The following is a 20,439-nucleotide window of genomic DNA, read 5'->3' on the forward strand; positions in this document are numbered from 1 at the left end:
CGAGGGACTTGTCATGGCGACTGCCGAAACGACTCAATCCGAACAAACGCAAGACAGCGGCAACCCACGCAAGCGCAAGGTCATGCTGTTGGCACTGGCGCTGATCGTCATTCTCGCGGGCCTGGGTGTATGGGGCTGGCATGAACTGTATGGCCGCTGGAGCGAAAGCACCGACGATGCCTATGTGAACGGCAACGTGGTGGAGATCACCCCGCAGGTCACCGGGACCGTAGTGAGCATCGGTGCCGACGATGGTGATTTGGTGCGTGAAGGCCAGGTGCTGGTGCAGTTCGACCCGAACGACGCCGAAGTCGGGCTGCAAAGTGCCCAGGCCAATCTGGCCCGGACCGTGCGCCAGGTGCGTGGTTTGTACAGCAACGTCGACGGCATGCGGGCGCAGGTCAATGCCCAAGAGGCCGAGGTGCAAAAAGCCCAGGAAAACTACAGCCGACGCAAGAACCTGGCGGCCGGCGGGGCGATTTCCCAGGAAGAGCTGTCCCACGCCCGGGATGACCTGACCTCGGCGCAGAACGCCTTGGCCAATACCCGGCAACAGCTCAAGACCAGCAGCGCCTTGGTGGACGATACCGTGGTGTCGTCCCATCCCGACGTGCAAGCCGCCGCCGCGCAATTGCGCCAGGCCTTCCTGACCAACGCCCGCAGCACCTTGATCGCGCCGGTCACCGGTTATGTCGCCAAGCGCACCGTGCAATTGGGCCAACGGGTGCAGCCGGGCACGGCCTTGATGGCGGTGATCCCGCTGGATCAGCTGTGGATCGACGCCAACTTCAAGGAAACCCAACTGCGTGACATGCGCATTGGCCAGCCGGTGGACATCGAAGCCGACCTGTACGGCAGCGATGTGAAGTACAGCGGCACCATCGACAGCCTGGGCGCCGGGACCGGCAGTGCGTTTGCCTTGCTGCCGGCGCAGAACGCCACGGGGAACTGGATCAAGATCGTCCAGCGGGTGCCGGTGCGCATTCACATCAATGCCCAGGAGTTGGCCAAGCATCCGTTGCGGGTCGGCCTGTCGACCCAGGTCAGCGTCAACCTGCACGACCAGAGCGGCCCGGTGCTGGCCCAGCAGCCGCCGCAGAAAGCCTCGTTCAGCACCCAGGTCTATGACCGGCAGTTGGCCGATGCCGACGCGATGATCACGCGGCTGATCCACGACAACAGTGCCGCGGCGAGCAAGACCGCGCAGCGCTGATCGCAATTGCAGGCCAACCTCTGAAATCTGTGGGAGCAAGGCTTGCCCGCGATGGCGGTGTGATGGTCAACAGCGATATTGACTGGTAGGACGCCATCGCGGGCAAGCCTTGCTCCCACAGGGTTGTGTCTTGCCCTAAGGGATTTCGCCACCTCTGCTTCATAGGATTTCGCAATGAGCAATAACGCGTCCTTCACGCCGCCCAGCCTGTTGCTCAGCACCATCGGGCTGTCGCTGGCGACGTTCATGCAAGTGCTCGACACCACCATTGCCAACGTCGCCTTGCCGACCATTTCCGGCAACCTGGGCGTCAGCTCGGAGCAGGGCACCTGGGTGATCACTTCGTTCGCGGTGAGCAATGCCATCGCCCTGCCGCTCACCGGTTGGCTCAGCCGTCGGTTTGGTGAGGTGAAGCTGTTTTTGTGGGCGACGATGCTGTTCGTGCTCGCTTCGTTCTTGTGTGGCATTTCCACCTCAATGCCGGAGCTGATTGGTTTCCGCGTGGTTCAGGGGCTGGTGGCCGGGCCGTTGTACCCGATGACCCAGACCTTGCTGATTGCCGTCTACCCACCGGCCAGGCGCGGTATGGCCCTGGCGTTGCTGGCGATGGTCACGGTGGTGGCGCCGATTGCCGGGCCGATCCTCGGCGGCTGGATCACCGATAGCTACAGCTGGCCGTGGATTTTCTTCATCAACGTGCCCATCGGGATTTTCGCGGTGATGGTGGTGCGTCAACAGCTCAAGGCGCGAGAGGTGGTCACCAGTCGCCAACCGATGGATTACGTGGGGTTGATCACGCTGATCATCGGTGTCGGTGCGCTCCAGGTGATTCTCGACAAGGGCAACGACCTGGACTGGTTCGAGTCGAATTTCATCATCATTGGCGCGCTGATTTCAGTCATTGCCCTGGCGGTGTTCGTGATCTGGGAAATGACCGATCGCCATCCGGTGGTCAACCTGCGCCTGTTCGCCTATCGCAATTTCCGCATCGGCACCATTGTGTTGGTGGGCGGCTATGCCGGGTTCTTCGGCATCAACCTGATCCTGCCGCAGTGGTTGCAGACACAGATGGGCTACACCGCGACCTGGGCCGGGCTGGCGGTGGCGCCCATCGGCATCCTGCCGGTGTTGATGTCGCCCTTCGTCGGCAAGTACGCCCACAAGTTCGACCTGCGCTTGCTGGCGGGGCTGGCGTTCCTGGCCATCGGCCTGAGCTGCTTCATGCGCGCCGGGTTCACCAACGAGGTGGATTTCCAGCACATTGCGCTGGTGCAGTTGTTCATGGGCATCGGCGTGGCGCTGTTCTTCATGCCGACCCTGAGCATCCTGATGTCGGACCTGCCGCCGCACCAGATTGCCGACGGCGCGGGGCTGGCAACGTTCCTGCGGACCCTGGGCGGCAGCTTTGCCGCGTCGTTGACCACCTGGATCTGGATCCGCCGGGCCGACCAGCATCATGCCTACCTGAGCGAAAGCATCAGCACCTTCGAGCCGGCCACCCCGCGAGGCGCTCAACCAGCTTGGCGGTGCGAGCGCACCGGCCTATGCCCGGCTTGAGCAGGTCCTCAACAGCCAGGCGTACATGCTCTCCACCGTGGATTACTTCACGCTGCTGGGGTGGGCGTTCATGGGGTTGATCGTGCTGGTATGGCTGGCCAAACCGCCGTTTGCGGCGAAGGCGGGGCCTGCGTCGGCAGGGCATTGATTCAGACGTGAAATGCAATCCAATGTGGGAGCGAGCTTGCTCGCGATAGCGGCATGACAGTCAACGTTGATGACGACTGACACATCGCTATCGCGAGCAAGCTCGCTCCCACAGGGGATCTCATGGGTTCTTTAATGGCTTGGCAACGCCAACTGCGCATTACCAAAACCAAACGGCGCCAACGCGAACCCCTGTTCATCCACCTGCAATGCCCAGCCTTGTTTGTCCCAATCCCCCAGCACGATGCGTCTCGCTGCGTGTTCGCCCAGTTGCAGCTTGTGGATGGCGGGGCGGTGGGTATGGCCGTGGACCAAGGTCCTCACGCCGTATTGCTGCATGATCCGCGGGATCTCTTCGGGCGTGACGTCGACGATGTCATTGGCTTTCATGCGTGTCTGCGTGCGGCTTTCGCTGCGCAGTTTGCGCGCCAGTTTCTGGCGGCTGCCCAGCGGCAGGTGGCGCAGGATGAACAGCGTGACCGGGTTGCGCAGCCAGCGCCGCAGTTTCATGTAGCCTTCGTCGCGGGTGCAGAGGCTGTCGCCGTGCATCAGCAGCACCGGCTCGCCGTTGAGCTGCACGACACTCGGGTCCTTGAGCAGGGTGCAGCCAGCCGCTTTGCAAAAGGCCTGCCCCAGCATGAAGTCGCGATTGCCGTGCATCAGGAAAATGGCCGTGCCGCTGTCGCTCAATTCGCGCAGGGCCTGGCAGATGGAACGCTGGAACGGCGTCATGGCATCGTCGCCGATCCAGGCTTCAAAAAAGTCGCCCAGAATGTACAACGCTTGCGCCGAGCGGGCGCGTGTGGCGATCAAATCCAGAAACGCCCGGGTAATGTCCGGGCGCTCCTCTTCCAGATGCAAATCTGAAATCAGCAGTATCACTCAATGATCTCGGCTTTCTCGATGATCACGTCTTCTGCTGGCACGTCCTGGTGGCCGGCCTTGGAAGTGGTGGAAACGCCTTTGATCTTGTCGACCACATCGGTGCCTTCAACCACTTTGCCGAATACTGCGTAGCCCCAGCCCTGGGTGGTCTTGCTGCTGTGGTTCAGGAAGCTGTTGTCCGCCACGTTGATGAAAAACTGCGCGGAAGCCGAATGCGGCTCCATGGTACGGGCCATGGCAACGGTGTACTTTTCGTTCGGCAGGCCGTTGTCGGCTTCGTTCTGGATGCTTGGGCGCTTGTCTTTCTTTTCTTTCATGCCTGGCTCGAAACCGCCGCCCTGGATCATGAAGTTGCCGATGACGCGGTGGAAAACGGTGTTTTCGTAGTGGCCGGCGTTGACGTATTCGATGAAGTTGGCCACGGTCAGCGGCGCTTTCTCAGCGTTCAGTTCCAGGACGATGTCGCCGTGGTTGGTGGACAGTTTGACTTTGCTCATGGTCGGTACTCTTTCAAGGAATTCGTGGGTTTCGGGGCTGTGATGCCCGCAACCGGTCTGGCTGTATTGGGCCAGGCTGGGCAGTTTAGCGCGCCGGGCACGAATTTCGAGGCTGTTTTTCATCTGGCCGTCGATTAAATTCAATCGTTTGCCGGCCTGGCCTGTCAGGTACTTGACAGCATCGGCTATGATACGGGCTTTGATTTATCAGGCCGCACCCGGCCGCGCACTTGTACGTTCAAGGATCCTATGAGCAAGCCCACTGTCGACCCTACCTCGAATTCCAAGACCGGCCCGGCCGTGCCGGTCAATTTCCTGCGCCCGATCATCCAGGCGGACCTGGACTCGGGTAAGCACACACAGATCGTCACTCGTTTCCCGCCGGAGCCCAACGGCTACCTGCACATCGGCCATGCCAAGTCGATCTGCGTGAATTTCGGCCTGGCCCAGGAGTTCGGCGGCGTCACGCACCTGCGTTTCGACGACACCAACCCGGCCAAGGAAGACCAGGAATACATCGACGCGATCGAAAGCGACGTCAAGTGGCTGGGTTTCGAATGGTCCGGTGAGGTGCGCTACGCCTCGCAATATTTCGACCAGTTGCACGACTGGGCGGTGGAACTGATCAAGGCTGGCAACGCCTACGTGTGTGACCTGACCCCCGAGCAGGCCAAGGAATACCGCGGCAGCCTGACCGAGCCGGGCAAGAACAGCCCGTTCCGTGAGCGCAGCGTGGAAGAGAACCTGGACCTGTTCGCCCGCATGCGCGCCGGTGAATTCCCGGACGGTGCACGGGTGCTGCGCGCCAAGATCGACATGGCCTCGCCGAACATGAACCTGCGCGACCCGATCATGTACCGCATCCGTCACGCCCATCACCACCAGACCGGCGACAAATGGTGCATCTACCCCAACTATGACTTCACCCATGGTCAGTCGGACGCCATCGAAGGCATCACCCATTCGATCTGCACCCTGGAGTTCGAAAGCCATCGCCCGTTGTACGAGTGGTTCCTCGAGCACCTGCCCGTGCCGGCCACCCCGCGCCAGTACGAATTCAGCCGCTTGAACCTGAACTACACCATCACCAGCAAGCGCAAGCTCAAGCAACTGGTGGACGAGAAGCACGTCAACGGTTGGGATGACCCGCGCATGTCGACGCTGTCGGGCTTCCGTCGTCGTGGTTACACGCCAAAGTCGATCCGCAACTTCTGCGAGATGGTCGGCACCAACCGTTCCGACGGTGTGGTGGACTTCGGCATGCTGGAATTCAGCATCCGCGATGACCTGGACCACAGCGCTCCGCGTGCCATGTGCGTGCTGCGTCCGCTGAAAGTCGTGATCACCAATTACCCGGAAGGCCAGGTCGAGAACCTCGAGCTGCCGCGTCACCCGAAAGAAGACATGGGCGTGCGCGTCCTGCCGTTCGCCCGGGAAATCTACATCGATCGCGATGACTTCATGGAAGAGCCGCCAAAAGGTTACAAGCGCCTGGAGCCGGCCGGCGAAGTGCGCCTGCGTGGCAGCTACGTGATCCGCGCTGACGAAGCGATCAAGGACGCCGACGGCAACATCGTCGAACTGCGTTGCTCCTATGACCCCGACACCCTGGGCAAGAACCCGGAAGGTCGCAAGGTCAAGGGCGTGATCCACTGGGTGCCGGCCGCCGCCAGCGTCGAGTGCGAAGTGCGCCTGTACGATCGCCTGTTCCGTTCGCCGAATCCGGAAAAGGCTGAAGACAGCGCCAGCTTCCTGGACAACATCAACCCTGACTCCCTGCAAGTACTCACGGGTTGTCGTGCCGAGCCTTCGTTGGGCAACGCACAGCCGGAAGACCGTTTCCAGTTCGAGCGCGAAGGTTATTTCTGCGCGGATATCAAGGACTCGAAACCCGGTGCTCCGGTATTCAACCGTACCGTGACCTTGCGCGATTCCTGGGGTCAGTGATCAAGTCTTAAGGGAAACCCTGTGCTTACGATCTACAACACGCTCACCAAGAGCAAAGAAGTCTTCAAGCCGCTGGATGGCAACAAGGTCCGCATGTACGTCTGCGGCATGACCGTGTACGACTACTGCCACATCGGTCATGGTCGCAGCATGGTCGCCTTCGACCTGGTGACCCGCTGGCTGCGGTTCAGCGGTTATGACCTGACCTACGTGCGCAACATCACTGACATCGAAGACAAGATCATCAACCGTGCCCGTGAAAACGGCGAGCCTTACGATGCGCTGACCGAGCGCATGATCAAGGCCATGCACGAGGACGAGGCGCGCCTCAATATCCTCAAGCCGGACCTGGAGCCTCGTGCCACGGACCACATCCCGGGCATGCTGGCGATGATCCAGACCTTGATCGACAAGGGCTATGCCTACGCACCGGGCAATGGCGACGTGTACTACCGCGTCGCCAAGTTCATGGGCTACGGCAAGCTGTCGCGCAAGAAGATCGAAGACCTGCGCATCGGCGCGCGCATCGAAGTCGACGAGTCGAAGCAGGACCCGCTGGACTTCGTCCTGTGGAAGGCGGCCAAGCCGGGTGAGCCGAGCTGGGAATCCCCATGGGGCGCCGGGCGTCCGGGCTGGCACATCGAATGCTCGGTGATGTCCACCTGCTGCCTGGGCGAGACGTTCGACATTCATGGGGGCGGTAGCGACCTGGAATTTCCGCACCACGAAAACGAAATCGCCCAGAGTGAAGCCGCCACCGGCAAGACCTACGCCAACGCGTGGATGCATTGCGGCATGATCCGGATCAACGGCGAGAAGATGTCCAAGTCCTTGAACAACTTCTTCACCATCCGTGACGTGCTGGAAAAGTACCACCCGGAAGTCATTCGTTACCTGCTGGTGTCGAGTCATTACCGCAGCGCCATCAACTACTCGGAAGACAACCTCAAGGACGCCAAGGGTGCCCTGGAACGTTTCTACCATGCGTTGAAAGGCTTGCCGAATGTGCCGGCGGCCGGCGGCGAAGCGTTCGTTGCACGCTTTACCGAGGTGATGAACGACGACTTCGGCACGCCGGAAGCCTGCGCGGTGCTGTTCGAGATGGTGCGCGAGATCAACCGCCTGCGCGAGAGCGATCTCAATGCCGCGGCTGGCCTGGCGGCCCGCCTGAAAGAACTGGCCAGCGTGCTGGGTGTGTTGCAGCTCGAAGCCGATGATTTCCTGCAGGCCGGCGCCGAAGGTCGCGTGGACGCCGCGCAGGTCGAGGCCTTGATCCAGGCGCGCCTGACTGCGCGGGCGAACAAGGACTGGGCCGAATCCGACCGCATCCGCGACCAGCTCACCGCCATGGGCGTGGTGCTGGAAGACGGGAAGGGTGGGACGACCTGGCGGTTGGCGGACTAAGATTTCTTAGCGCGCACAATTCCCCTTGTGGGAGCGGGCTTGCTCGCGAATGCGGTGCATCAGTTAGTGATTTGTTGACTGACACACTGCATTCGCGAGCAAGCCCGCTCCCACATTGGATCTGCTGTGGTCCCCAATTTTTGCCCGCCTCCAATTCCTGTGGGAGCGAGCTTGCTCGCGATAGCGGAGTGTCAGACAACATGTTTGTCGACTGATACACCGCCATCGCGAGCAAGCTCGCTCCCACAATTTTTTGTGCTCAGCCTGGCAATCATCCCTTTATGAGCTAGTACTGTCAGGTCGATTCGACGTTCTATGACAGGGCTCTTCCATGTTGGCTCATTGGTCGCTTGCGGCAATTCATCTGCTGGCGTTCGCCCTCGGGTTCTGGGCGGTGCTGACGCGCGGCACGGCACTACGACGCCTGGCGGGCGGTGTGGACGCGGTGCGGAGTGTCTTGGTGGCTGACAATCTGTGGGGTCTGTCGGCGCTGGTGCTGTTGGTGACCGGTGGGATGCGAGCGTTCGGCGGGTACGAAAAAGGCACGGACTATTACCTGCATCAACCGCTGTTTCATCTGAAGATGACGTTGCTGCTGTTGATCCTGTTGCTTGAAATCGTACCGATGATCGCCCTGATCAAATGGCGGATGGCGCTGGGCAAAGGGACGGCGATCGATCCTTCGAAAGCCGGCCGACTTGCGCGGATCAGCCATATCGAAGCCTTGTTGCTGATCTTGATGGTCGTCGCCGCCACAGGCATGGCGCGCGGCGTGGGTCTGGGCTGACCGGCCGCGAACGCCTGCTTCGTCATCATTAAAACGAAACGTCTGACAGCCATGCTCAGCGCCATGCCATTAGTATCGGTTCACGGGTGGGACGAACGAAGGCGAGGGTGGGGCGAAGTATGGCGTGGTCGGCCAGAATCTTTAGCCAGCCATTGCGACGATGCAAACGGGCTGGCTGCGGACTGCTGCAATGTTCAGGGAGTTTGCGGCTTGTCGGGGGCGGTAAGGCCGGCCTGAATACGCTGATAGATCTCTTCACGATGCACCGCAACGTTTTTCGGGGCGTTGATGCCGATCCGTACTTGTTGGCCGCTAACGCCCAGAATGGTGATCGTGATGTCGTCACCAATGTTTATGCTTTCACCGACTTTGCGGGTGAGTATCAGCATGGTGTTCTCCTTGATTGCTTTATAGGGCACCTGATTCAGACAGTGCAGATGTCGGTACTGCTTATAGATTAGTGCTAAGTGTCACAATGTGGGTGCCTCTTTCTGACGTGCAGATGCAGCATTAATTCCCAGGGTGCGACTATACAGAGACGCCGAGCAGGATTCTCGTGTTTTGAGCATTGTTGGCGGCGATCTTGACGGGCACGGGTGCTAAAATCCATACCTCATGTCTTCCAGGGGAAACGTTGTGCGCAAATTGGCTTGGGTTATCGCGGTATTAGCGTTGGCAGGATGCGGTGAAGGGCGTGACGTCGAAGCACCGAAGCCCAAACCCGCCGCGACCTCCGCACCGGCCGTCGCTGCCGCGCCGCAGTGGGCCGTCGAGGTTCGCGGCCAGACACCGCAGGCTGTCAGTGACCTGACCGGTTGGCTCATCGAGCATAGTTTCATGTCGAACGTGGTGCGGGAAAACGGCAAGGAGCGCGTCCTGGTCGGCCCTTTCAGTTCCGAGGCCGAAGCCCAAGCCAAGCAGGAACAGGTCACGGCCGCACTGGTCCGGGCGAAGAAACGCAACATCGAGACGTTGGTGGTGGACTACCCGACGGCCCAATGATCGGGGTAGAGCAAAAAAGCCAGTAAAATCTGTGGGAGCGAGCTTGCTCGCGATAGCGGTGGATCAGCCAACATCTATGTTGACTGACATGTCCCTATCGCGAGCAAGCTCGCTCCCACAGTGGGTTTGTGCTGGTCACGAATGCGAGGTCAACCGCAGGCCTTCATGTCCACCGGCCCCACGAACTCGTTCCCGCGTCCCATGACGCACGCCACGCTCTGGTTGCGCTGGCGTTCCCAGCTTTCGACCGGGTAGGTCTTGTCCCAGGCTTCATACAGGCGCCGGTCCTGCTTCGAGAGGCGCAGGCCATATTGCTTGCTCATGTAGAAATAGGTCCGGGCGATCATCCCTCGGATGGAAGGGCGGGGCATGACCTTCTTGGCCTTGAAATCCACTTGGGTCAGGCATGAGCCGTATTGGCCCTTTTGCTCTGGCAGCCAGCCGAAACTGAAATTGCTGCGATCGCCATTCACTTCCCCGATGCTCGGCACCAGGTTGTGCAGGTCGGCCTCGGCCCGTTGATAGACTGGATCATAGCGGGTGCAGTTCTTGCGACCGCCTTGTTGCCAGCATTGGCGCTGATGGCCGATCTGCCACGCCGGAACGATATGCTCCCACTCAATGCGAGCGGCACGGCTGGCGTTCTTGCGCGGTACATAACCGCAGGCGGCCAGGTTCACGCGGTTGCCGGTGTATTTGCAGCCACAGTAGAACTCGGTGGATTGCGGGGCGTAGAGTTTCCAGGCGATTTTCTTGGCTTCGTTGAAGGTGCGCGGGGCACCGGCCTGTGCGCCCAAGGCGATGAACACAAGCAAAAAAGCTAAACAGCGAACACTCATCAGGCTCAATCTTCCTTCGGCACTACCCAGAAAACCTGCACACCACCATCGTCGCGATAGGCGAGGGTTACGTTGTCGTTCTCGTCGATTTCTTCCAGGAGGCGCTCCCACTCATCCACCGGCTCGTCGGGCAGACGGAAGATCAGCGCGGCCTTGGCTTTTTGCGCGGTGGGGGCGTTGATGATTTTCGAGACCCGAAGACCGAGTCGCGTATAGGAATCTAGGGGGGCAGTTGCAGCGGAGGGGGTGGCCAAAGGATTATCCTTATTAAGCTGTACGGGCATACAGTATTTAACTGTAGGCATTTACGCAACTGCTTAAAATTCAAGAAAACCGTCTGACAGCGCTTTTTTCGTTTTGGTGTGGGAAAAAGGAGTTTTTTATCGGCTGGCGTAAACAGGCGTCATCCGCTCAGGATGGCGAAGCTATAGACTGATTTCAGTGGACGCTAAAGAAACGGCTTCGGCGGGCGATGTCCTTCGTAGGAATCCCTCTCTATGGAGTTTTGACATGTCGTTTTCCATCGGCTTTCCCAATTCGGCAGCCGTGACCATCGGTGGCAAATCCGCAGCCACTCTGAAGGCCCTGAGCGAATCAGAAGCCCAGGCCGCCGATGAGGCCCTGGGTACAGCGCAAACCTCGGGCAAGGTCCGCGCAGTCATGGGCGCAGGCGCTGAAGCGACCGGCCAGGCGCAGGAGGGCGGTAGCACCCAGAGCGTGGCGGTCCAGGTGCTGCTCAAACGGATGCAAGAGCTTCAGCAGCAGCTCAGGGAGCAGCAACAACAACTGGCTGCCGCCGAGGCGCGCAACTATCCAACGGAGGAGGCCAAGGCCTCGGCGGTGATGGCGGTCCAAGGGCAGATCGCCGACACCAGTGGCGCCTTGCTGGAAGTCACCGGCCACCTGGTCACGGAGCTGGCCAAGGGCGCCAGTTCGGGTTCGGTGGTCAACACGACGGCTTGAGCCTCGACGTTGCGGATCAAACCGCAACGTTGACAAATCTTTGAAGCCTTACCATAGTTCACTTCACGCAAACGTTTGCGCGGCGTTCCGTGCATTGATTTGCTCACAATAATCATAAGATCGGAGTGAACCCATGAAGTTGCCATTCGCTGGACGCCTTCTCGCTGTTGCCATGCTCGCGGCCGCATCCGCTGCGCTGCCTATCTCCTCGGCATTTGCCCAGACCGCAGAAAAACCCAAGGTCGCCCTGGTCATGAAATCCCTGGCTAACGAATTCTTCCTGACCATGGAAGACGGTGCCAAGGCTTATCAGAAGGAACACTCCGCCGATTTCGAGCTGATCTCCAACGGGATCAAGGATGAAACCGACACCGCCAACCAGATCCGCATTGTCGAGCAGATGATCGTGGCCAAGGTCAATGCCCTCATCATCGCGCCAGCGGATTCCAAGGCCATGGTGCCGGTGATCAAGAAAGCCGTCGACGCCGGCATCACCGTGATCAACATCGATAACCAGCTCGATCCGGACGTGGTCAAGAGCAAGAACATCAAGGTGCCGTTCGTAGGCCCTGACAACCGCAAGGGTGCACGTTTGGTCGGTGAGTACCTGGCCAAGCAGCTCAAGGCCGGTGACGAAGTCGGCATCATCGAAGGCGTGTCCACCACCACCAACGCCCAGGCACGCACCGCGGGCTTCAAGGATGCGATGGAGGCGGCGCAGGTCAAGGTCGTCTCCCTGCAATCCGGCGACTGGGAAATCAACAAGGGCAACCAGGTTGCCGCGTCGATGCTCAGCGAATACCCGAACATCAAGGCTCTGCTGGCTGGTAACGACAGCATGGCGGTCGGCGCGGTCTCGGCCGTGCGCGCGGCGGGCAAGGCGGGCAAGGTGCAGGTGGTCGGCTACGACAACATCAATGCCATCAAGCCGATGCTCAAGGACGGTCGTGTCCTGGCGACGGCCGACCAGTTCGCCGCCAAGCAGGCTGTCTTCGGGATCGAGACGGCGCTGAAGATCCTCAAGGGCGAAAAAGTCGACAGCGGCACCAACGGCGTTATCGAAACTCCGGTCGAGCTGGTGACCAAGCCGTAACCCTGGCGACACAACGGTGCTCGCCCATCCGGGCGAGCGCATTGGAGAGTTTGTTATGTCCGTTCGCGACCCGAACGCTGTCCTGTGCGTCAGCGGTATCGGCAAGACCTATGCCCAGCCGGTACTGACCGACATCAGCCTGACGTTGATGCGCGGTGAGGTGTTGGCGCTGACCGGTGAAAATGGCGCCGGCAAAAGCACCCTGTCCAAGATCATCGGCGGGCTGGTGACGCCGACGACCGGGCAGATGCAATTCCAAGGGCAGGATTATCGCCCTGGCAGCCGGACCCAGGCAGAAGAGCTGGGCGTGCGCATGGTGATGCAGGAACTCAACCTGCTGCCGACCCTGTCCGTGGCTGAGAACCTGTTCCTCGACAACCTGCCCAGCCATGGCGGCTGGATCAGCCGCAAGCAATTGCGCAAGTCAGCCATCGAAGCCATGGCCCAGGTGGGGCTTGATGCAATCGATCCTGACACGCTGGTCGGCGAGCTGGGGATCGGTCACCAGCAGATGGTCGAGATCGCCCGCAACCTGATCGGCGATTGCCATGTGCTGATTCTCGATGAGCCGACCGCCATGCTGACGGCCCGCGAAGTTGAAATGCTCTTTGAGCAGATCACTCGTCTGCAGGCGCGTGGCGTGTCGATCATCTACATTTCCCATCGTCTCGAAGAGTTGGCGCGGGTCGCCCAACGCATTGCGGTACTGCGTGACGGCAACCTGGTCTGCGTCGAGCCGATGGCCAACTACGACAGCGAGCAACTGGTGACCCTGATGGTTGGCCGGGAGTTGGGCGAGCACATTGATCTCGGTCCACGCCAGATCGGCGCGCCGGCGTTGACCGTTAAAGGCCTGACCCGTTCCGACAAGGTCCGCGACGTGTCCTTCGAAGTCCGCAGTGGCGAGATCTTCGGCATCTCCGGCCTGATCGGGGCAGGGCGTACCGAATTGTTGCGGCTGATCTTCGGTGCCGATCCGGCCGACAGCGGCACGGTGGCGCTGGGTTCGCCGGCCCAGGTCGTGAGCATTCGCTCCCCGTCCGATGCGGTGGCCCATGGCATCGCCTTGATCACCGAAGACCGCAAGGGCGAAGGCCTGCTGCTGACTCAATCCATCGCCGCCAACATTGCCCTGGGTAACATGCCGGAGATTTCCAGCGCCGGCCTGGTCAATGGCAGCGCCGAACTGGCCTTGGCGCAGCGGCAGGTCGATGCCATGCGCATCCGCAGTTCCAGCCCGACCCAGTTGGTGTCCGAGCTGTCGGGCGGCAACCAGCAGAAAGTCGTGATCGGTCGTTGGCTCGAACGCGATTGCGCAGTCATGCTGTTCGACGAGCCGACCCGTGGCATCGATGTCGGCGCCAAATTCGACATTTATGCGCTGCTCGGCGAGTTGACTCGCCAGGGCAAGGCGCTGGTCGTGGTGTCCAGTGACCTGCGGGAACTGATGTTGATCTGCGACCGGATCGGCGTGCTGTCCGCCGGGCGCCTGATCGACACCTTCGAGCGCGACAGCTGGACCCAGGATGACTTGCTTGCCGCCGCATTCGCCGGCTACCAGAAACGTGATGCGCTGCTCAACGAAGCAGCGCCTAGGGATCTTTCATGAAAACCGCATCTGCCGTCGGCAAATCGAGTGGCAACTTCTACGGCCTCGGGACCTACCTGGGCCTGGCCGGCGCGCTGCTGGCCATGATCGCGCTGTTCTCGGCCTTGAGCAGCCATTTCCTGTCCTATGACACCTTCAGTACCTTGGCCAACCAGATTCCCGACCTCATGGTGCTGGCGGTCGGTATGACGTTCATTCTGATCATCGGCGGCATCGACCTGTCGGTGGGCTCGGTGCTCGCACTGGCGGCCTCGACGGTCAGCGTGGCCGTGCTCGGCTGGGGCTGGAGTGTCTGGCCATCGGCCTTGCTCGGCATGGCCGTGGCGGCGTTGGCGGGTACGGTCACCGGTTCGATCACCGTGGCGTGGCGGATTCCATCGTTCATCGTCTCCCTCGGCGTGCTGGAAATGGCCCGGGGCCTGGCGTACCAGATGACTGGTTCGCGGACCGCCTACATCGGCGACTCGTTCGCCTGGCTCTCCAACCCCATCGCCTTTGGTATCTCGCCTTCGTTCATCATCGCTTTGCTGGTGATCTTCATTGCCCAGGCGGTGCTGACTCGTACGGTGTTCGGTCGCTACCTGATCGGCATCGGCACCAATGAAGAAGCCGTGCGCCTGGCCGGCATCAATCCAAAGCCCTACAAGATCCTGGTGTTCAGCCTGATGGGCCTGCTGGCCGGTGTGGCGGCGCTGTTCCAGATTTCTCGCCTGGAGGCCGCGGACCCGAACGCCGGCTCCGGCCTGGAACTGCAGGTGATCGCTGCGGTGGTCATCGGCGGAACCAGCCTGATGGGTGGGCGAGGCTCGGTCATCAGCACTTTCTTTGGCGTGCTGATCATCTCCGTGCTGGCGGCGGGCCTGGCGCAGATCGGCGCTACCGAACCGACCAAACGCATCATTACCGGCGCGGTGATCGTGGTGGCGGTCGTGCTCGATACCTATCGCAGCCAGCGCGCCAGTCGGCGGGGCTGAACCATGGCGACGATCAAGGATGTAGCAGCGCTCGCGGGGATTTCCTACACCACCGTGTCCCACGTGGTGAACAAGACGCGGCCGGTCAGCGAAGAAGTGCGGCTCAAGGTCGAGGCGGCCATCGAGCGCCTGGACTACGTGCCCAGCGCCGTGGCCCGGTCGCTCAAGGCCAAGACCACGGCGACCATCGGCCTGCTGGTGCCCAACAGCCTCAACCCTTACTTTGCCGAGTTGGCCCGGGGCATCGAGGATTACTGTGAGCGCAACGGCTATTGCGTGATCCTGTGCAACTCTGACGACAACCCGGACAAGCAACGCAGCTACCTGCGTGTGCTGCTGGAAAAACGCATCGATGGCCTGATCTTCGCGTCCGCTGGCGGTGATGTCGGCCTGGCCGAGGGGCTGGCCAACGTGCGCACGCCCATGGTGATCGTCGACCGCGGGCTCGATGGCGTCGACGCAGACCTGGTGCGCATCGATCATGAATACGGCGCCTACCTGGCGACCCGGCACCTGCTGGAGCTGGGGCACCGCGATATTGCCTTCATCGGCGGCCCGGCCAACACCAGCGTGGCGCAGATGCGTTTGGCCGGTTACTGCCGAGCACTGAAAGAGGCCGGGATCGAGTTGCCCGTCGAGCGCATGCTCGAGAGCGATTTCACCAGTACCGGCGGTTACCGCGCCGCCGCGCAATTGCTTGAACTGCAGCCGCCGAGTGCGATCTTTGCGGCCAACGACATGATCGGCATCGGTGTGCTGCGCGCCGCCGCTGAACGCAACATACGCGTACCCAGCGAGCTGTCGGTCATTGGTTTCGACGACATCCAGATGAGCCGTTATGTCTACCCGGCGTTGACCACGGTGGGGCAGTCGATCCTGCAGCTCGGTGAGATGGCGGCCGAAGTGCTGCTGCTGCGTATCGCGACACCGAGCCTTGCCACCGACCAGCGGATCGTGACGCCAAGTATTGTCTTGCGTGAGTCGACTGCACCGCTGTCCGGTACATTCGCCCAATACCGCTGAACCGAATTGATGAGTAGTGATGTATGCCAGCAAAAGTAGTGGTAATAGGCAGCCTGAACATGGACCTGGTGACCCGGGCGCCGCGCTTGCCCCGTGGCGGTGAAACACTGATCGGCGAGTCGTTCGCCACCATCCCGGGCGGCAAGGGCGCCAACCAGGCGGTGGCCGCCGCGCGCCTGGGAGCGCAGGTGTCGATGGTCGGTTGCGTGGGCAACGATGCCTACGGCGAGCAATTGCGCGGCGCACTGCTGGCCGAGGGCATCGACTGCCAGGCGGTGCGCGTGGTGGAGGATTCCAGCGGCGTGGCGCTGATTGTTGTCGATGACAACAGCCAGAATGCCATCGTTATCGTCGCCGGTGCCAACGGAGCGCTCACTGCCGAGGTCTTGGACGGTGTCGATGCAGTGCTGCAAAGCGCCGATGTCATTATCTGCCAGCTCGAAGTGCCGGATGCCACCGTCGGCCATGCCCTCAAGCGCGGCCGTGAGTTGGGCAAAATCGTCATCCTCAACCCGGCGCCGGCTTCCCATACGTTGCCGGCCGACTGGTATGCCTGCGTCGATTACCTGATTCCCAATGAAAGTGAAGCAGCGGTGCTGAGCGGGCTGGCGGTGGACTCCCTGGAAACCGCCGAAGCCGCGGCGGCGCATCTGATCGCCGCCGGTGCCGGCAAGGTGATCGTCACCCTGGGCGCCCAGGGCCTGATGTTCGCCAATGGCGCCAGCTTCGAACACTTCCCGGCCCCGCGGGTCAAGGCGGTGGACACCACGGCGGCCGGAGACACCTTTGTCGGCGGCTTCGCGGCAGCCTTGGCCAGCGGCAAGAGCGAGGTCGATGCGATTCGTTTCGGTCAGGTCGCCGCCGCGCTGTCGGTCACCCGATCCGGCGCGCAACCTTCAATCCCCACGTTGCTGGAAGTGCAGGCTTTCAAATCATGAAAAAGACGCCGTTGTTGAATGTGGCACTGTCGCGACTGATCGCTTCCCTCGGCCATGGCGACAAGGTGGTCATCGGTGATGCCGGCCTGCCTGTGCCGCCCCAGGTCGAATTGATCGACCTGGCCCTGACCCATGGCATTCCTGATTTTGTCAGCACCTTGAAGGTGGTGCTCAGCGAAATGCAGGTGGAAAGCCATGTCCTGGCCGAGGAAATCCTCGAGAAGCAACCTTCGGCCCTGACGACCCTGGAGGCGCTGCATGCCGAGGGTGCGCTGGGTGAGCGGGCGTTGGTCAGTCATGAACAATTCAAGGTCATCAGCCAACAGGCACGGGCGATCATTCGCACCGGCGAATGCTCGCCGTACTGCAATATCGTGCTGGTCGCTGGAGTGACGTTCTAACCCTGTTCAACCCTGCACAAGGAATGCGCCATGCACCGCTATGCTGAGAAAATGCACCAACTGATCCGGAGTCTGCTGCTTTTGTCATTGATCACCGCAACGAGCGCCCAGGCGGCGGAAAAGATCGACCTGATCATCGACACCGATCCAGGCGCCGACGACGTGGTGGCGCTGTTGTTCGCCCTGGCATCGCCCGAGGAACTTCATATCCGTGCGCTGACCACCGTCGCCGGCAATGTGCGCCTGGACAAGACCTCGCGCAACGCTCGCCTGGCCCGTGAGTGGGCAGGGCGCGAAGACGTGCCGGTCTACGCCGGTGCGCCGAAACCGTTGATGCGCACGCCCATCTACGCAGAAAACATCCATGGCAAGGAAGGCCTGTCGGGTGTCACGGTGCACGAGCCGAAGAAGGGGCTGGCCGAGGGCAATGCCGTCAACTACCTGATCGACACGCTGAAGGCGGCCAAGCCCCACAGCATTACCATTGCCATGTTGGGGCCGCAGACCAACCTGGCGCTGGCGTTGGTCCAGGAACCGGACATTGTCCAAGGCATCAAGGAAGTGGTGATCATGGGCGGTGCGCACTTCAACGGCGGCAATATCACGCCGGTGGCTGAGTTCAATCTGTTCGCCGACCCGCAGGCGGCCGAGGTGGTGGCCAAGAGCGGCGTGAAGCTGACCTACCTGCCGCTGGACGTGACCCACAAGATCCTCACCAGCGAAGCGCGCCTGAATCAGATCGCGGCGCTGAACAACAACGCCAGCAAGTTGGTGGGCGATATCCTCAACGAATACGTCAAGGGCGATATGGAGCACTACGGCATGACGGGCGGGCCGGTGCATGACGCAACCGTGATTGCCTACCTGCTCAAGCCACAACTGTTCACCGGCCGTTCGGTCAATGTCGTCGTGGACAGTCGCGAGGGTCCGACGTTCGGGCAGACCATCGTCGACTGGTATGACGGCCTGAAGGCGCCGAAGAACGCGTTCTGGGTGGAAAACGGTGATGCCCAGGGGGTCTTCGACCTGCTGACCGAGCGCCTGGCGCGCCTCAAGTAACCCGCCTGGCTATGCACCCGCAGGCTGGACCTGCGGGCGCGTGCCTCAATCCACGGCGTCGACGATGCTCGAGTAGCGCTCGAACGTCTGCTGGATGAAGTTGCGGGCGACGTCCGTCCCCAACTCCTTCACCAACAAGTCTATGCAGATGATTGCCAGTTCCTCCGGGCTGCCCGGGCTATAGGAACTGTGGCCCTCCGACCATTTGGCATTGATGGTGGCTTCGATGCTGACGGTGCTCATGGTCGGGCTCGCGAGTTGAAGGTCTGTAGGCTGAGTTAAACATTTTTGCCCGGGATTTGGCACTGCGACTTAGGCATTGGGGGAGGGCTGTGCGACACTTGTTTTTTTGGTTTCAGAAGGAGCCCCGCCCGTGCAGATCGATTTGAACGCTCCTGGCGGCCTGACCCTCGAGGCGGTTCGTCAATTGCTGGCCTCGGCCAGTGACGACGAGCATACCCAACTGCGCGTGACCAAGGGCGGCACCGCCTATTTGTCCTCGGGTGTGGTCGGTGGCGTAGACATCGAGGGTTTGCGCTTTCGGCTCGAGACCTGGGCGAAGGGTTCAGGCTACGTCGGGCGGGTCGCTGCCAGCGACGAGGTCTGGGTCATGCAGATCTACAATGCGCTGAAGGACAACTGGCCGAATCCACCTTTTGATTACATTGACGTTTATTGAGCGTCGTTCATATTCAGTCACGATTCATGCCTGAACAGCGGGAACGGGCTCAGGCAAACTGCCAGCTTTCCCCAGACTGATGGCGGCGGTGTTGAAACCAAGCGCCGATTGGGTTGTCGCACGCTCTCTGTTTATTCATCGAAAAAAGGAGGCTTCATGCCTTGGAAGCTCGCGTCATTGAGTACTTTGCTGGCCGCCATGCTCTTGAGCGGTTGCAGCAGCACCTCTGAATCGACCCCCGAACCTGTGGCGGGCGAGACCGGTCACAGCCGCTGCGAAGCAAAAGCCGCCGAGTTTGTCATTGGCAAAAAGGCTTCGCCGCAGTTGCTGGAGCAGGCCCGTACCCGTGCTGGCGCGCAGAATGCCCGGATCCTCAAGCCCAACGACATGGTGACGCTTGAATACCGCTCCGATCGCCTGAACCTCAATACCGATGCCAACATGGTGGTCGACCGGGTGAACTGCGGCTGATCGATGATTTTCAATCGCCCATAAAAAACCCCGTCACATGGACGGGGTTTTTTAGTACGCGGAGAAATTACTCAGCGCGAACTTGTGCAGCTTGCATACCCTTTTGGCCTTTCTCAGCCACGAAGGAAACGGTCTGGCCTTCTTTCAGGCTTTTGAAACCGTCGCTTTCGATAGCTTTGAAGTGTACGAACAGGTCGTCACCGCCACCTTGAGGAGTGATGAAGCCGAAGCCTTTTTCATCGTTGAACCATTTAACGGTGCCGGTTTGGCGATTAGACATGGTGTATCTCCAAGAAACATATATTTTCAGTGTACTGTGCTGCTCAGGCCAACTGGGCACACCCGGGTATCATAGTCGAAATGTTCGATTTGGGAGCCCCCCGCAGGCGCTGTTTGCCAATCAGTCGTGTTTGCTTTATCGCCTTTACCCGCTGAAAGGCCCGGTTTTAAAGGCTTTGAGCCGAAAGTAAAGACGATAAAAAAAGCTGTAAAACCTGAATAAATCGTTCGAAAAAGCCTGAAATCAGGGTTTTTCAACCCTGTCGGGCCCGTTCAGGAGGCCTGTTTTCTTACTTTTTCGCCTTGTTATCGGCTTTGCATTTTGCGATCTGCCCCAGTGCCTTTTGCTGCAGCTCCGGGGTGGCCTTGTTGTCCATCAAGGCCTGGATGTCCGAGGCAGGGTAGGACTTGATCGCATCGGCGCCACAGGCGCAATGGGACTTGGCCGCGGCCGCGCCGATCTGGGGCGTTGCGGCTTGCGTGCATTGGGCCATGTATTTTTCGCGCTCGCCCTTGGGCCAGTCGGCATGGGCGGTCAGTGGCAGCAGCAGGGCGAGGGGGGCGACTACTGCAAACAATGTGTTCAGACGCATGCGAAGATGCTCCTTTTGGGTCAATGTCTTGTTATCTGAGGCGTTGCGCTCGGTTCAGTTCAGCACTCTGGCATAAAAA

General features: G+C 60.6%; 23 protein-coding genes and 1 pseudogene. 16 read left to right on the forward strand and 8 right to left on the reverse strand.

What is annotated here, in order from left to right; all coding sequences use genetic code 11:
- Positions 1-13 precede the first annotated feature (13 nt).
- Both PSH84_RS15280 and PSH84_RS15285 read left to right on the forward strand, forming a co-directional pair.
- A complete protein-coding gene (locus tag PSH84_RS15280) occupies positions 14-1,213 on the forward strand; it encodes an HlyD family secretion protein (RefSeq protein ID WP_122568154.1) in 1,200 nt (399 codons plus the stop codon).
- A gap of 174 nt (positions 1,214-1,387) precedes the next feature.
- Positions 1,388-2,918 (forward strand): annotated as a pseudogene (locus tag PSH84_RS15285) (DHA2 family efflux MFS transporter permease subunit).
- A gap of 131 nt (positions 2,919-3,049) precedes the next feature.
- Here the strand turns inward: PSH84_RS15285 and lpxH are convergent.
- Complete coding sequence (gene lpxH / locus PSH84_RS15290; protein ID WP_305481324.1) at positions 3,050-3,799, reverse strand: UDP-2,3-diacylglucosamine diphosphatase; 750 nt, start codon at positions 3,797-3,799, stop codon at positions 3,050-3,052.
- Positions 3,796-4,299 carry a peptidylprolyl isomerase gene (locus PSH84_RS15295; RefSeq protein WP_122568409.1) on the reverse strand — a complete coding sequence of 168 codons (504 nt, stop codon included), beginning with the start codon at positions 4,297-4,299 and terminating at the stop codon, positions 3,796-3,798. Before PSH84_RS15295 ends, lpxH begins: the two co-directional genes overlap by 4 nt.
- A 249-nt stretch (positions 4,300-4,548) precedes the next feature.
- Between PSH84_RS15295 and PSH84_RS15300 the strand changes: the two genes are divergently transcribed.
- The 3 genes from PSH84_RS15300 to PSH84_RS15310 all read left to right on the forward strand — a co-directional run bounded on the left by PSH84_RS15300 (position 4,549) and on the right by PSH84_RS15310 (position 8,437).
- Complete coding sequence (locus PSH84_RS15300; protein WP_122568157.1) at positions 4,549-6,246, forward strand: glutamine--tRNA ligase/YqeY domain fusion protein; 1,698 nt, start codon at positions 4,549-4,551, stop codon at positions 6,244-6,246.
- Between the two features lie 21 nt (positions 6,247-6,267).
- Positions 6,268-7,650 carry a cysteine--tRNA ligase gene (gene cysS / locus PSH84_RS15305; protein ID WP_305470478.1) on the forward strand — a complete coding sequence of 461 codons (1,383 nt, stop codon included), beginning with the start codon at positions 6,268-6,270 and terminating at the stop codon, positions 7,648-7,650.
- Between the two features lie 331 nt (positions 7,651-7,981).
- Positions 7,982-8,437 carry a DUF2214 family protein gene (locus tag PSH84_RS15310; RefSeq protein ID WP_305481325.1) on the forward strand — a complete coding sequence of 152 codons (456 nt, stop codon included), beginning with the start codon at positions 7,982-7,984 and terminating at the stop codon, positions 8,435-8,437.
- Between the two features lie 194 nt (positions 8,438-8,631).
- Here the strand turns inward: PSH84_RS15310 and csrA are convergent, their stop codons facing one another.
- Complete coding sequence (gene csrA, locus PSH84_RS15315; protein WP_003179932.1) at positions 8,632-8,826, reverse strand: carbon storage regulator CsrA; 195 nt, start codon at positions 8,824-8,826, stop codon at positions 8,632-8,634.
- A 247-nt stretch (positions 8,827-9,073) separates the two neighbouring features.
- Here csrA and PSH84_RS15320 point away from each other — a divergent pair, with 247 nt between their 5' ends.
- Positions 9,074-9,439: an SPOR domain-containing protein gene (locus tag PSH84_RS15320; RefSeq protein WP_305470480.1), complete on the forward strand. Its 366-nt coding sequence runs from the start codon at positions 9,074-9,076 to the stop codon at positions 9,437-9,439.
- A gap of 149 nt (positions 9,440-9,588) precedes the next feature.
- Here the strand turns inward: PSH84_RS15320 and PSH84_RS15325 are convergent, their stop codons facing one another.
- A complete protein-coding gene (locus PSH84_RS15325) occupies positions 9,589-10,278 on the reverse strand; it encodes an endonuclease (RefSeq protein WP_122568161.1) in 690 nt (229 codons plus the stop codon).
- Positions 10,279-10,283: 5 nt separating this feature from the next.
- Entirely contained in the window at positions 10,284-10,583 is a 300-nt protein-coding gene (locus PSH84_RS15330; RefSeq protein ID WP_122568162.1) for a DUF1654 domain-containing protein, read from the reverse strand.
- Between the two features lie 205 nt (positions 10,584-10,788).
- On the opposite strand from PSH84_RS15330, the gene PSH84_RS15335 reads away from it, so the two are divergent.
- The 8 genes from PSH84_RS15335 to PSH84_RS15370 all read left to right on the forward strand — a co-directional run bounded on the left by PSH84_RS15335 (position 10,789) and on the right by PSH84_RS15370 (position 18,338).
- Positions 10,789-11,241, forward strand: coding sequence for a hypothetical protein (locus tag PSH84_RS15335; protein ID WP_305470481.1), 453 nt, complete (start codon positions 10,789-10,791; stop codon positions 11,239-11,241).
- A 133-nt stretch (positions 11,242-11,374) separates the two neighbouring features.
- The gene (locus tag PSH84_RS15340) at positions 11,375-12,334 is read left to right on the forward strand and encodes a sugar ABC transporter substrate-binding protein (protein ID WP_122568164.1); all 960 of its coding nucleotides are present in this window, start codon (positions 11,375-11,377) and stop codon (positions 12,332-12,334) included.
- A gap of 55 nt (positions 12,335-12,389) precedes the next feature.
- Complete coding sequence (locus tag PSH84_RS15345; RefSeq protein WP_122568165.1) at positions 12,390-13,943, forward strand: sugar ABC transporter ATP-binding protein; 1,554 nt, start codon at positions 12,390-12,392, stop codon at positions 13,941-13,943.
- Positions 13,940-14,917, forward strand: coding sequence for an ABC transporter permease (locus PSH84_RS15350; RefSeq protein ID WP_018608928.1), 978 nt, complete (start codon positions 13,940-13,942; stop codon positions 14,915-14,917). The genes PSH84_RS15345 and PSH84_RS15350 overlap by 4 nt, the downstream gene beginning before the upstream one ends.
- A gap of 3 nt (positions 14,918-14,920) precedes the next feature.
- Entirely contained in the window at positions 14,921-15,940 is a 1,020-nt protein-coding gene (locus PSH84_RS15355) for a LacI family DNA-binding transcriptional regulator (RefSeq protein WP_122568166.1), read from the forward strand.
- 23 nt (positions 15,941-15,963) lie between these two features.
- Positions 15,964-16,878: a ribokinase gene (rbsK, locus tag PSH84_RS15360; RefSeq protein WP_305470483.1), complete on the forward strand. Its 915-nt coding sequence runs from the start codon at positions 15,964-15,966 to the stop codon at positions 16,876-16,878.
- Entirely contained in the window at positions 16,875-17,279 is a 405-nt protein-coding gene (rbsD, locus tag PSH84_RS15365; RefSeq protein WP_305470484.1) for a D-ribose pyranase, read from the forward strand. The genes rbsK and rbsD overlap by 4 nt, the downstream gene beginning before the upstream one ends.
- A 30-nt stretch (positions 17,280-17,309) precedes the next feature.
- Positions 17,310-18,338, forward strand: coding sequence for a nucleoside hydrolase (locus PSH84_RS15370; RefSeq protein ID WP_305481326.1), 1,029 nt, complete (start codon positions 17,310-17,312; stop codon positions 18,336-18,338).
- 45 nt (positions 18,339-18,383) lie between these two features.
- Here the strand turns inward: PSH84_RS15370 and PSH84_RS15375 are convergent, their stop codons facing one another.
- Positions 18,384-18,581 carry a hypothetical protein gene (locus PSH84_RS15375; protein ID WP_122568169.1) on the reverse strand — a complete coding sequence of 66 codons (198 nt, stop codon included), beginning with the start codon at positions 18,579-18,581 and terminating at the stop codon, positions 18,384-18,386.
- Between the two features lie 130 nt (positions 18,582-18,711).
- Between PSH84_RS15375 and PSH84_RS15380 the strand changes: the two genes are divergently transcribed.
- Both PSH84_RS15380 and PSH84_RS15385 read left to right on the forward strand, forming a co-directional pair.
- Entirely contained in the window at positions 18,712-19,017 is a 306-nt protein-coding gene (locus PSH84_RS15380) for a hypothetical protein (protein ID WP_305470485.1), read from the forward strand.
- Positions 19,018-19,173: 156 nt separating this feature from the next.
- The gene (locus tag PSH84_RS15385; RefSeq protein WP_122568171.1) at positions 19,174-19,488 is read left to right on the forward strand and encodes an I78 family peptidase inhibitor; all 315 of its coding nucleotides are present in this window, start codon (positions 19,174-19,176) and stop codon (positions 19,486-19,488) included.
- A 67-nt stretch (positions 19,489-19,555) separates the two neighbouring features.
- On the opposite strand, the gene PSH84_RS15390 is transcribed toward PSH84_RS15385, so the two are convergent.
- Positions 19,556-19,768: a cold-shock protein gene (locus PSH84_RS15390; RefSeq protein WP_007905882.1), complete on the reverse strand. Its 213-nt coding sequence runs from the start codon at positions 19,766-19,768 to the stop codon at positions 19,556-19,558.
- A 289-nt stretch (positions 19,769-20,057) separates the two neighbouring features.
- Positions 20,058-20,360, reverse strand: coding sequence for a hypothetical protein (locus PSH84_RS15395; RefSeq protein ID WP_122568172.1), 303 nt, complete (start codon positions 20,358-20,360; stop codon positions 20,058-20,060).
- Between the last annotated feature and the right edge of the window lie 79 nt (positions 20,361-20,439).

Origin of the sequence: Pseudomonas beijingensis (genome assembly GCF_030687295.1) — a bacterium.
GTDB classification, from domain to species: Bacteria; Pseudomonadota; Gammaproteobacteria; order Pseudomonadales; family Pseudomonadaceae; genus Aquipseudomonas; species Aquipseudomonas beijingensis.